9 protein-coding genes, 3 tRNA genes and 1 other annotated feature are annotated in these 12,462 nt (G+C 37.3%); of the genes, 7 read left to right on the top strand and 5 right to left on the bottom strand.

Features of this window, described 5'->3' with window-relative positions; genetic code table 11:
- Positions 1–101: 101 nt before the first annotated feature.
- Complete coding sequence (gene trpS, locus H7T99_RS04980) at positions 102–1,124, bottom strand: tryptophan--tRNA ligase (protein ID WP_037599375.1); 1,023 nt, start codon at positions 1,122–1,124, stop codon at positions 102–104.
- A 44-nt stretch (positions 1,125–1,168) separates the two neighbouring features.
- Positions 1,169–1,408, bottom strand: a binding site (T-box leader).
- 144 nt (positions 1,409–1,552) lie between these two features.
- Between trpS and H7T99_RS04975 the strand changes: the two genes are divergently transcribed.
- The 3 genes from H7T99_RS04975 (at position 1,553) to H7T99_RS04965 (ending at position 6,758) form a co-directional block, all read left to right on the top strand.
- A complete protein-coding gene (locus tag H7T99_RS04975; protein WP_037602410.1) occupies positions 1,553–2,425 on the top strand; it encodes a YitT family protein in 873 nt (290 codons plus the stop codon).
- A gap of 66 nt (positions 2,426–2,491) precedes the next feature.
- Positions 2,492–4,114, top strand: coding sequence for an ABC-F family ATP-binding cassette domain-containing protein (locus H7T99_RS04970; protein WP_037602413.1), 1,623 nt, complete (start codon positions 2,492–2,494; stop codon positions 4,112–4,114).
- A gap of 49 nt (positions 4,115–4,163) precedes the next feature.
- Positions 4,164–6,758, top strand: coding sequence for a YfhO family protein (locus tag H7T99_RS04965; RefSeq protein WP_037602415.1), 2,595 nt, complete (start codon positions 4,164–4,166; stop codon positions 6,756–6,758).
- Between the two features lie 96 nt (positions 6,759–6,854).
- On the opposite strand, the gene H7T99_RS04960 is transcribed toward H7T99_RS04965, so the two are convergent.
- Positions 6,855–6,928 (bottom strand) — tRNA-Asn (locus H7T99_RS04960).
- A 22-nt stretch (positions 6,929–6,950) separates the two neighbouring features.
- Positions 6,951–7,022, bottom strand: a tRNA-Glu gene (locus H7T99_RS04955).
- Positions 7,023–7,208: 186 nt separating this feature from the next.
- Between H7T99_RS04955 and H7T99_RS04950 the strand changes: the two genes are divergently transcribed.
- A tRNA-Arg gene (locus H7T99_RS04950) sits at positions 7,209–7,282 on the top strand.
- Positions 7,283–7,307: 25 nt separating this feature from the next.
- Here H7T99_RS04950 and H7T99_RS04945 read toward each other — a convergent pair.
- Positions 7,308–7,991, bottom strand: coding sequence for a YoaK family protein (locus H7T99_RS04945; RefSeq protein ID WP_002892206.1), 684 nt, complete (start codon positions 7,989–7,991; stop codon positions 7,308–7,310).
- Between the two features lie 16 nt (positions 7,992–8,007).
- Positions 8,008–8,487 carry a 23S rRNA (pseudouridine(1915)-N(3))-methyltransferase RlmH gene (gene rlmH, locus H7T99_RS04940; protein WP_037598563.1) on the bottom strand — a complete coding sequence of 160 codons (480 nt, stop codon included), beginning with the start codon at positions 8,485–8,487 and terminating at the stop codon, positions 8,008–8,010.
- A 205-nt stretch (positions 8,488–8,692) separates the two neighbouring features.
- On the opposite strand from rlmH, the gene H7T99_RS04935 reads away from it, so the two are divergent.
- From H7T99_RS04935 to dnaA, 3 genes are all read left to right on the top strand, one after another.
- On the top strand, positions 8,693–9,928 hold the full coding sequence (locus H7T99_RS04935) for a S1C family serine protease (protein ID WP_002892211.1): 1,236 nt from the start codon (positions 8,693–8,695) through the stop codon (positions 9,926–9,928).
- A gap of 65 nt (positions 9,929–9,993) precedes the next feature.
- The gene (locus tag H7T99_RS04930) at positions 9,994–10,761 is read left to right on the top strand and encodes a ParB/RepB/Spo0J family partition protein (RefSeq protein WP_037602418.1); all 768 of its coding nucleotides are present in this window, start codon (positions 9,994–9,996) and stop codon (positions 10,759–10,761) included.
- 238 nt (positions 10,762–10,999) lie between these two features.
- Entirely contained in the window at positions 11,000–12,364 is a 1,365-nt protein-coding gene (dnaA, locus tag H7T99_RS04925) for a chromosomal replication initiator protein DnaA (RefSeq protein ID WP_037599382.1), read from the top strand.
- Positions 12,365–12,462 lie beyond the last annotated feature (98 nt).

Below are 12,462 nucleotides of genomic sequence, written 5' to 3'. Positions count from 1 at the left end.
CTAAAATGATTTGTCAACAGATTTCGCATAAGATTCTAAGAAAACCTTTTTCCAAATAAAAATAGGGCTCCAGATTATCTTGAGTCCCTACTTTTTATTTCTTAGAAATACTTAATTCCCATCGCTTCTTTTACTTCCGCCAATGTTTGTCCAGCAACTTCACGTGCTGCTTGACTACCTTTTTCAAGCATACGGAAAACTTCTCCCATATCCTTGGCATATTCTAAACGACGTTCACGAATTGGAGCCAACTCACGTTCTAAGATTTCTAGAAGATAACGTTTTGTCTTCACATCTCCTAAACCACCTCGTTGATAATGTTCTTTCATTTCAGCAATTGTAGTAGCATCCTCTTCGCGACCAAAGATATCAAGATAATGGAAAACCATATTACCTTCAATTTGGCCTGGATCTTCCACACGAATATGATTTGGATCCGTATACATGCTCATGACTTTTTTACGAACAGTGTCCTCATCATCTGAAAGGAAGATACCATTACCCAAGGATTTTGACATCTTAGCATTTCCGTCTAGACCTGGAAGGCGTCCTGCAGCTTCATTTTTAGGGTATATTCCCTCTGGCTCAACCAAAATATCACAATGATAAGTATGATTGAAGCTACGTGCAATTTCACGTGTCTGCTCAATCATTGGCTTTTGGTCATTACCTACAGGAACATAATTTGCTTTAAAGGCCGTGATATCAGCTGCCTGAGAAATTGGATAAACTAGAAAGCCTGTTGGAATAGATTCTCCGAAGCCTTTTTGAGCAATTTCCGTCTTAACCGTTGGGTTACGCTCTAAACGTGCCAATGAAACTAGGTTCATGTAATACATAGTCAACTCAGCCAACTCAGGAATCTGACTTTGAATGAAAATAGTCGACTTCGTTGGATCCAAACCTACAGAGAGATAATCTAAAGCAACATTCCCAATTGATTCTTTGATAATCTCTGACTCTTTGGCGTGATCCGTAAGGGCTTGCTGATCAGCCAAAAAGACAAACATGTTATATTTATCTTCGTTTTGTAAAAGGACACGATTTTTTAAACTACCAACATAGTGTCCTAGATGGAGTTTCCCTGTTGGACGGTCTCCCGTCAAAATAATAGGTTTCGTCATATAATTACCTCTCTAATACAAAAAAATCCCCACGCAAAAACATGCGTGAGGGCGTTAATCACTTTTGATACGCGGTACCACCTCAGTTGATAACTCTTTCTGAAGCTATCATCTCAAACCTTCTCAACAAAGAAGTTGCACGATAAGGGGTGCCAAACCTAACGTTTATGTGTTCACGTTAACCGTCAATTCTCTTCAGCCCATTCATTCCACCTTCATACTGGTTTTCAGCAACCACCAGCTCTCTATAAAAAAGGAAAGAATTACTCTTCTGATGACTATTATTCTACATTGTTTTGTCTATTCTTGTCAAGATTATGTTTCTAGTTTCACGTGAAACACAACCTTAGATACAACCAAAATAGTCATTACTTGACGGAAACTAAAAAAGACTTGATAATAAGAATATCATTTCTAGGAGATAATATATGAAACGTCGAATAATAGATATACTTTTAGTTACAATCGGTTCTTTTATAGCTTCAGTTGGCTATAACTCACTTTTAGTTAAGAATAATATTGCCTCGGGTGGTGTCGGAGGGCTAGCCATTAGTTTAAACGCCCTTTTTGGTTGGAACAATGCTAACTTCGTCTTAGCAACCACCATCCCTTTGTTAATTTTATGTTGGTGCTTTCTTGGTCGCGAAGTTCTCCTAAAAACCTTCTATGGGTCTCTTATCTTCCCAACTTTTATTAAATTAACCGAGGGCTTACCTACACTCACCAAACAACCTTTGTTGGCTGCTATTTTTGGTGGGATTGTATTAGGGTTAGGACTAGGAATAGTCTTTTATGGAAATTCCTCAACTGGGGGAACTGGAATTATCACACAAATTCTCCACAAGTATACGCCACTCCCACTAGGAATGGTACTACTTATTGTTGATGGAATCATTGTCGCAATCAGTGCTATTGCCTTTCCACCTGATACTGTTATGTACTCCATCCTCTCACTTGGAGTTGTTTCTCTTACAATTGATAAAATGATGGTCGGACTCAATTCATCACGAAATCTTCTAATCATTTCGCAAAATAGTGAACAAATCCTAAAATACATCACTAGAGTGGCTGATCGAGGAGCAACAAAAATCCCAGTTCTGGGGGGACATACCGGACATGCACAAAATATGATTATGACTACCTTGTCAACTCATGAGGTTCCAAAAGTTCAAGAAGAAATCCAAAAAATAGATGAAACTGCCTTTATCGTCATTGTTCCTGCTTCTACAGTTATGGGACGTGGATTTAGCCTCCAAAAAGATTACCAAAAAGTTCCAAATGACTTTATTAATCCCTTATAAAATCGATTGAAATAAAGTCTAATTTCTCGTAAAATAGTAGTTAAGAATAAAAATAAAGGATATTATATGCTTACTGTATCGGATGTATCGCTTCGTTTTAGCGATCGTAAACTTTTTGATGATGTTAATATTGCCTTCACGCCAGGTAATACTTACGGTCTTATCGGTGCCAATGGTGCTGGTAAATCTACTTTTTTGAAAATTTTAGCTGGTGATATCGAACCAACAACAGGACATATCTCTCTTGGTCCTGATGAGCGTCTTTCTGTTCTTCGTCAGAACCACTTTGACTATGAAGATGAACGCGTCATTGATGTTGTTATCATGGGGAATGAACGCCTCTACGATATTATGAAAGAAAAAGATGCCATCTACATGAAGGAAGATTTTTCAGATGAAGATGGTGTCCGTGCTGCTGAATTAGAAGGACTCTTTGCTGAATTGGGTGGTTGGGAAGCTGAAAGCGAAGCCTCACAATTGCTTCAGAACCTAAATATCTCAGAAGACCTTCACTATCAAAATATGAGCGAATTAGCTAATGGTGACAAGGTGAAAGTCCTCCTTGCAAAAGCGCTTTTTGGTAAACCTGATGTACTTCTTCTTGACGAACCTACCAACGGTCTTGATATCCAGTCAATCTCTTGGCTTGAAGATTTCTTGATTGATTTTGAAAATACGGTCATTGTCGTATCCCATGACCGTCATTTCTTGAATAAGGTATGTACGCATATGGCCGACCTTGACTTTGGTAAAATCAAACTCTATGTCGGTAACTATGACTTCTGGAAACAATCTTCAGAATTGGCTGCACGCTTGCAGGCTGACCGTAATGCAAAAGCAGAAGAAAAAATCAAAGAACTTCAAGAATTCGTTGCACGTTTCTCTGCCAACGCTTCAAAATCTAAACAAGCTACTTCTCGTAAGAAAATGCTTGATAAAATTGAACTAGAAGAAATCGTCCCATCAAGTCGTAAATACCCATTCATCAATTTTAAAGCAGAGCGTGAAATCGGTAATGACCTTCTAACAGTTGAAAATCTCACTGTTAAGATGGATGGTGAGACTATTCTTGATAACATTAGTTTCATCTTACGACCAGGAGATAAGACTGCCATCATCGGTCAAAACGATATTCAAACAACTGCATTGATTCGTGCTCTTGCCGATGATATTGACTACGAAGGTACAATCAAATGGGGTGTTACTACTAGCCGCTCTTACCTTCCAAAAGATAATTCTAAAGACTTTGCATCCGGTGAATCAATTCTCGAATGGCTCCGTCAATTTGCCGAAAAAGGGGAAGATGATGATACCTTCTTGCGTGGATTCCTTGGACGTATGCTCTTCTCAGGAGATGAGGTTAATAAATCTGTTAGTGTTCTCTCAGGGGGAGAAAAGGTACGTGTCATGCTTTCTAAGCTCATGCTTTTGAAATCTAACGTCCTTCTTCTAGATGATCCTACTAATCACTTGGATTTGGAATCAATCTCAAGTCTGAATGATGGCGTCCGTGACTTCAAAGAGTCTGTTATCTTTGCCAGTCATGACCATGAATTTATCCAAACAATAGCGAACCACATCGTAGTCGTTTCTAAAAATGGGGTTATTGACCGTATTGATGAAACTTATGATGAATTCCTTGAAAATGAAGAAGTGCAAGCTAAAGTCAAAGCACTATGGGCTGATTAAACTATAAAAAGATGCAGGTTGGGATATCCCAACCTGTCTTAGTATCATTATGACAAATAAAAAATACCATACGACTTTATTATTTTATCTGGCTGCCTTTTTCTTGCCAGTACTAATCATGATAGGTGTGCTGTATAGCCAAAAAATCTATCCTGGTAGTGAGCGGACTATTTTAACAAGTGATGGTTTTCATCAGTATGTGATTTTTGCAACTGGACTTAGGAATATACTTCATGGAGATGGAAGCCTCTTTTACACCTTTACAAGTGGGCTAGGTCTTAATTTCTATGCTCTAACAAGCTATTACTTAGGTTCCTTCTTGTCTCCACTTTACTATTTCTTTACTGTCAACCAAATGGCCGATGCTTTTTATTATATAACACTGCTTAAGTTTGGTCTTATTGGGCTCTCAGGAGCTTTTAGCTTTAAGCGTCTCTTTACAAAAGTGTCAAGAAGTTTCATCCTATGTCTTTCTACAGGATTTGCTTTGATGAGCTTTGCTACCAGTCAGTTAGAAATTAACACCTGGCTAGATGCCTTTATTCTAGCACCTCTAATCATATTAGGTTTACACCTCTTACTAAGATTCAATAGACGGGGCTTATATTTTTTTAGTCTAACCTGCCTTTTTATCCAAAACTACTATTTTGGATATATGATGGCTATTTTCCTAACCCTTTACACCATAGTACAATTGATAACTATCAAGGGGTGGAAGAGTAAGATTCTTCATTTCATAGACTTTGGAATTGTCTCTATACTAGCTGGTTTAAGTAGTGCTGTCATGCTGCTGCCAACGCTACTTGACTTGACAACACATGGTGAAAAATTTACAGGTGCGTCAAGTTTGTTGACAGAGTCTACCTATTATTTTGACTTCTTTGCGAAAAACCTCGTTGGAGTTTACGATACTACTAAATTCGGATCAATCCCTATGATTTATGTGGGAATCTTACCTTTGATTCTTTTTCTACTTTTCTTTATTAGTAGGGAAATCAAGCTATCATTACGTCTAGGTTACCTCTTATTAGTAGCTTTCTTTATCGCTAGCTTCTACTTACAGCCTCTTGATTTGTTTTGGCAAGGTATGCACGCGCCTAACATGTTTCTCCATCGCTATTCTTGGCTCCTATCTCTCCTAACTGTTCTTTTAGCAGGAGAAACACTCAATCGAATTAGAAAGTTTTCTTTTAAAAGGCTCCTCCTATCTTTCTTAGGATTGAGTACCGCTTACTTACTAACTTGGATCTTTCAATCTCACTATAGCTTCATTGAACCAGTCTCCTGGCTATTAAGTCTAGCATTTCTCCTAGCCTATGCTATTCTATTTACTAGCTATTTTAGACAGCAAATTCCTGGGAGTGTTTTTCGCTGTTTCACCTTCTTATTCTGCATTTTTGAGCTTACATTAAGTACTTACTATGTTGTTGGAGCTCTTGGAAATGAGTGGGTATTCCCAACTCGTGAAGGCTATCTGCGAAATATGTCTGCCATTACAAAACTAGTTTCAAAAACTAAGCAAGCAAATAAGACTTTTTACCGTACTGAAAGGTTAGAAGCTCAAACTGGTAACGACAGTATGAAATTCAATTATAATGGTATTTCTCAGTTTTCATCCATTCGAAATACTGCTTCAAGCTCAACACTCGATAGGTTAGGCTTCAAATCTGAAGGGACTAATTTAAACCTACGTTACCAAAATAACACCATTATCGCTGATAGTCTCTTCGGAATAAAATATAATTTATCGAACTTTGACCTTAATAAGTATGGTTTTAATCACGTAACTTCTGAGAAAACAATAGGACTTTATCAAAATAATAATGCAAGTCAGCTTGCTATCTTAACTGATGGCATTTACAATAATATTGACTTCACTGTCAATACGCTTGACAATCAAACTAGCTTGCTGAATACTCTCTCTGGACTTAACTTAACCTATTTTAAACGAGCTCCATCTCAACTGTTTGATAAGGATGCTAGATCTTTGAATCAGCGCGTGACTAAAAACGTTAGCAACTCGAATAAAGATTTTGTAACAATCACCTATCAAGTTATTGCTCCACCACATAGTCAACTCTATGTTAGTATTCCTAATATTTCTTGGTCTGATGACAATAACCACTCTCTGTCAATTACTGTAAACGGTATGACAAAGAATCAAGTTACTGATAATACCTTTGATTTCTTTGACCTTGGCTACTTTGAAACAGAATCAATGGTTACCATCAAACTTAGTTTCCCTGGCAATAAAGCAATATCCTTTGATAATCCTAGTTTTTATGCCCTTGATACTCAAAACTATCAGATAGCTATGGATACTATTAATGAACGTGATAGCAAGGTTACTACGTCAAAAAATAAAGTGTTCGTTGATTATAGCAGTAAAACGAATGCCTCACTATTCTTTACCATTCCATATGATAAGGGATGGACAGCGACCATAAATCATAAAAAAGTTAAGATTCAACGAGCCCAAAAGGGGTTCATGAAAGTCGATGTCCCTAGTGGAAAAGGAAAAGTTGTTCTAACCTTTATTCCCTATGGACTTAAGACAGGTTCATTGATTAGTCTATTGGCAAGTATCATATTTTGTTGCTACGCTTACTTCATCAGAAAAACAACTATTATTCAAAAAAGCTGATTATCTTAAATTAAATAGGTCTGGAACAAGTGTTCCAGACCTATTTAACTTTGGGTACAAAAAAACTCAAGCTATACAACTTGAGGTGTCTTATCACTCCGCCAGTAGGACTCGAACCTACGACATCATGATTAACAGTCATGCGCTACTACCAACTGAGCTATGGCGGATAAAACTGCTAAGTAGCAAAAATAGTCCGTACGGGATTCGAACCCGTGTTACCGCCGTGAAAAGGCGGTGTCTTAACCCCTTGACCAACGGACCAAGTTCTGAGATTTTTATCTCGTTAATACTCTTATTATTATATCAGAGTATTCGATTTTGTCTATACTTTTTTTCAAAAAAAATATTAAATTTTGCTAAATTTATTCGAATTTTACGTTAGTTTTTATCTTGCTTTTACAAAGTATTGACATGTTGCTATATATTTTGTAAACTAATAGAGTTATTGGTCCCATAGCTCAGCTGGATAGAGCATTCGCCTTCTAAGCGAACGGTCGCAGGTTCGAATCCTGCTGGGATCAGATAAAAAAACGCATTCTAGAATCTCTAGTTGCGTTTTTCTTTTGCCTCGATAAATAAGAAATAATTTAAAACAAACAAGGGAAGCAAAGTCGTATATAGGCTGTATTCATGTAAATATTGAGCAAACCAAGTTGAGGCTGCGACTCCTACCATGAATGTAAAGATGATAATAGTTGTATAAGAAGCTTGTTTAAGCGCTTTGGCATCACCCTCGTCAATAGCCCTAGCAATGGTTAAAGAAGTATTAGTAATATTACCAGTCATCATAAAGGAAGCATAATTTACACCTCTGACTCGCTTAAAAATACCTACTTGAAGAGAGGCGAAGAATGCCAAGCCTGCAATCGTAATAGTAGAATCAACGTATGGTGTAATAATTGCAAGAATAGTCATCAAGAGAAGGGCAAGTCTAATCGCTTGCAAATGCCATCCCCACTTATGGTTAATGAGCCACTTCTTAACAAAAAAAACAAAAAACTGACCTAAAACAAAGAAAAAAATAGGTATTACATAGCTAAAAGCTCTTGCAATATGCCCCTCAACAAGGTGAATGACCAAATAGAGGAGATTGCCTGTCTGGATACTTGCAAATCGACCGTCTTGAGTATTGTAAGTATAGGCATCAATGAAGCCTCCTATATAACTAACTAGAGTTGCTACTCGTAATCCTTCAAAAACACGATAGGAGCGTTTTTTCATTCTGAACATGTCTGTTTCCTTTTTTCTACTTATGATAAGGACTTCCCTGCTGAATCATGAATGCACGATAAATTTGTTCTACTAATACAAGGCGCATAAGCTGATGAGGGAATGTTAAGAGACCAAAACTCATCAATCGATTAGCTCTCTTTTTTACTGTTGGAGAGAGTCCCAAACTGCCCCCTATAATAAAAGTAATATCTGAATAGCCTCTAAGGGTCACTTGCTCTAACTCTTTAGCAAATTGTTCCGAGGGAAATTGTTTTCCTTCAATAGCTAAGGCAATGACATAATCACGATCACCTACTTTAGCCAAGATACGCTGTCCTTCTTTGTCTAGGATAGCTTTATTTTCAGCTTCACTTGCATTATCTGGCGTCTTTTCATCCGTTAATTCTATAGATTCAAATTTTGTGAAGCGTCCTAGTCGTTTGACATACTCCGCAATGCCATCTTTCAAATATTTTTCTTTCAGTTTTCCAACGGTAATCAATTTAACTTTCATAGGCTTATTATAGCACATATCCACAATCTTTTAACACCTTATCCACACCTTTTTCATGTCAAGCATCTATAGTTATCCTTATAAAATCGCTTTTTATCTACACTTTTTGAAACTTATCCACAGACTGTTGATAACTGTTTTTTAAAATCACTTTATGATATAATTAAGCTTACTTTGATATGTTTATCAAAAAGGAGGACTAAACGTGAAAAAATTTAACTGGAAAAAAATAGTAGCGCCAATTGCAATGCTTGTTATTGGCTTACTAGGTGGTCTACTAGGTGCCTTTATCCTATTAACAGCAGCAGGGGTATCTTTTACCAATACAACAGATACAGGTGTTAAAACAGCTAAGACCGTATACAACAATACAACAGATACAACTAAGGCCGTTAAGAAAGTACAAAATGCCGTTGTTTCTGTCATCAATTACCAAGAAGGCTCATCTTCAGATTCCCTAAATGAACTTTATGGTCGTATTTTTGGTGGAGATGATAGTTCTGATTCTAGCCAAGACAAATCAAAAGATTCTGATGGATTGCAAGTCGCTGGTGAAGGTTCCGGTGTTATCTATAAAAAAGATGGGAAAGAGGCCTACATCGTAACCAACAACCACGTTGTTGATGGTGCTAAAAAACTTGAAATCATGCTTTCAGATGGATCAAAAATTACTGGTGAACTCGTTGGTAAAGATACTTACTCTGACCTAGCAGTTGTCAAAGTTTCTTCAGATAAAATAAAAACCGTCGCAGAATTTGCAGATTCAAACTCCCTCACAGTTGGTGAAAAGGCAATTGCTATCGGTAGCCCACTTGGTACCGAATACGCCAACTCAGTAACAGAGGGAATCGTATCTAGCCTTAGCCGTACCGTAACTATGCAAAACGACAATGGTGAAACTGTCTCAACAAATGCTATCCAAACAGATGCTGCCATTAACCCTGGTAACTCTGGTGGTGCCTTAGTCAATATTGAAGGACAAGTTATCGGTATTAACTCAAGTAAGATTTCATCAACGTCAGCAGTCGCTGGTAGTGCCGTTGAAGGTATGGGATTCGCCATTCCATCAAACGATGTTGTCGAAATCATTAATCAATTGGAAAAAGACGGTAAAGTTACACGCCCAGCCCTAGGAATCTCAATGGCCGATCTTAATAGCCTTTCTAGCAGTGCAACTTCTAAATTAGATTTACCAGATGAAGTTAAATCTGGAGTTGTTGTCGGTAGCGTTCAAAAAGGTATGCCAGCTGACGGTAAACTTCAAGAAAATGATGTTATTACTGAAATTGACGGTAAGGAAATCAGCTCAAAAACTGATATTCAAACCAATCTTTACAGCCATAGTATCGGAGATACAATCAAGGTAACCTTCTATCGTGGTAAAGAGAAGAAAACTGAAGAACTTAAATTAACAAAATCTACAGAAGACTTATCTGACTAAGTCATTGACAAATCTGTCAAAAGACCTTTACAATAATGTAAAGGTCTTTTTTGGAAAGGAATAACATGCAAGAACAACTCAAAGCTTTACCTATTAGTGAAATCTACCCAAATCCTTTTCAACCTCGTATAGAATTCTCTGATGAAGAATTAGCAGAACTGAGCCAATCAATCGCTGAAAATGGACTGATACAGCCAGTCATTGTCCGAAAATCGGACATTATTGGTTATGAACTAATTGCTGGGGAAAGACGTTTACGTGCCTGTAAACGTCTGGGAATGACAGAAATCCCTGCAGTCGTAAAGGAAGTCTCAGATCAAGAGAGTCGTAAACAAGCTATTATTGAAAATTTACAACGCTCGAATCTCAATCCTATTGAAGAAGCAAAGGCTTATCGTAGTTTAATTAATGAGCTAGCTTACAGTCACGAGGAACTGGCAAAAGCTATGGGGAAATCCAGACCCTATATCAGTAACGCTCTCAGACTCCTCCAACTTCCCAAAGAGATACAGACTAGTATCGAAAATGGCAAACTGAGTCAAGGACATGCTAGAGCGCTTTTATCTGTTGAGGATACCAAAAAGCAGTTAACTATCCATCATCAGGTGCTTACTGAAAAATGGTCCGTTCGTACTCTGGAAAAAAGACTTCAAGAACTTCCTAAAAAACAAAAATCAAAAAAAGATATTCACATAAAAGATAAAGAAAAAGAACTAGAAAAATCACTTGGTCTCCCCGTTACTCTTCGTTATCACAAAAATCACTCTGGAACTATTCAGATCCACTTTTCGACGGAGGAAGATTTTAACAGAATTATCAACAAGCTAATTTGACCTGTGAATTGATGAGAAAAAAGAAACAAACTTATCCACATCATAAAAATGTTGCCCTCCCTTTATTTTAGAGGGTTTCTTTTTTTATTCACAACTTGTGGATAACTCTTGTGCACAATGTGAATTGTCTTTTTTTATCTGTGGATAACTCGAGAAACTTTTATCTTCTGACCTGTGGAAAACTTTTTTGTTTTATGATAGAATCAGAGAACAAGAATAAAGAAGGAGAATTGATGGAATGACCGAAAAAGAGCATTTTTTTTGGAATAAGCTCTTAGAGCTGGCCAAAGAGGAACTAACACAAGCCACTTTTGATTATTATGTCCTAGATACCAAGCTCATCAAAGTTCAAAATAACGTTGCTACAATTCTGCTTGAAGAAGTCAAAAAGCTATTCTGGGAAAAGAATATGCAATCTTTCATTTTGATGGCTGGTTTTGAAGCCTATAATAGTGAAATAAAAGTTGAGTACGTCTTTGACGAAGCGCTCATAAACGAGGCAAATTCAACTGTAGCAAATAATGACTTTGGTAATAAAAAGGAACAGCAGACCCCTGCTCTTCCTACATTGGACTCAGACTTAAATAGTAAGTATACCTTTGATAATTTTATCCAAGGGGATGAAAATCGTTGGTCAGTTGCTGCATCTTTAGCTGTAGCTGATTCACCAGGAGCTACTTATAACCCTCTATTTATTTACGGAGGACCTGGTCTCGGGAAAACTCACTTGCTCAATGCTATTGGAAACAAGGTCTTACATGATAATCCTCAAGCACGCATTAAATACATTACTGCAGAGAATTTCATTAATGAATTTGTTGTACATATCCGTTTAGATAAAATGGACGAACTAAAACTTAAATATCGTCATCTGGACGTTCTCTTAATTGACGATATTCAATCATTGGCTAAAAAATCAACGCAAGCCACTCAAGAGGAATTCTTCAATACCTTCAATGTCCTTCACAATAATAATAAACAAATTGTCCTGACCAGCGACCGTAATCCAGATCAATTGAACGAGATGGAAGAGCGTCTTGTCACGCGCTTTAAATGGGGGTTAACCGTCAATATCACACCACCTGACTTTGAAACGCGAGTGGCCATTCTTACTAATAAGATTATGGACTATGATTATCATTTTCCTCCTGAAACAATTGAGTATTTAGCTGGCCAATTTGATTCAAATGTCCGTGACTTGGAGGGGGCCTTAAAAGATATTAGCTTAGTTGCCAATGTTCGCCAGTTAGATACTATCACAGTTGAGGTAGCTGCCGAAGCTATTCGCGCACGTAAAATGGATGGTCCTAAGTTAACTCTTATTCCGATTGAGGATATCCAAACTGAGGTAGGGAAATTTTATAATGTCACTGTAAAAGAAATTAAGGCAACTAAACGAACACAAAATATTGTCTTGGCACGTCAGGTAGCCATGTATCTTGCCCGTGAAATGACTGATAACTCCCTTCCAAAAATTGGAAAAGAATTTGGCGGAAGAGACCACTCAACTGTCTTACATGCATACAATAAAATCAAAAATATGATTGCCCAAGATGACAGTTTACGCATTGAAATTGATACCATCAAAAACAAGATAAAATGACACTTGTGGATAACTATTAAAAATCATTCAAACTTTTCCACAGGCTGTGCACAAGTTCAAAGTCTTGATAAAACTATGTTTTGTAGACTTATGCACAG

Source organism: Streptococcus sp. 17.1 (genome assembly GCF_016648655.1).
Classification (GTDB): Bacteria; Bacillota; Bacilli; order Lactobacillales; family Streptococcaceae; genus Streptococcus; species Streptococcus salivarius_E.
This window is presented reverse-complemented; position numbering and strand designations above follow the sequence as displayed.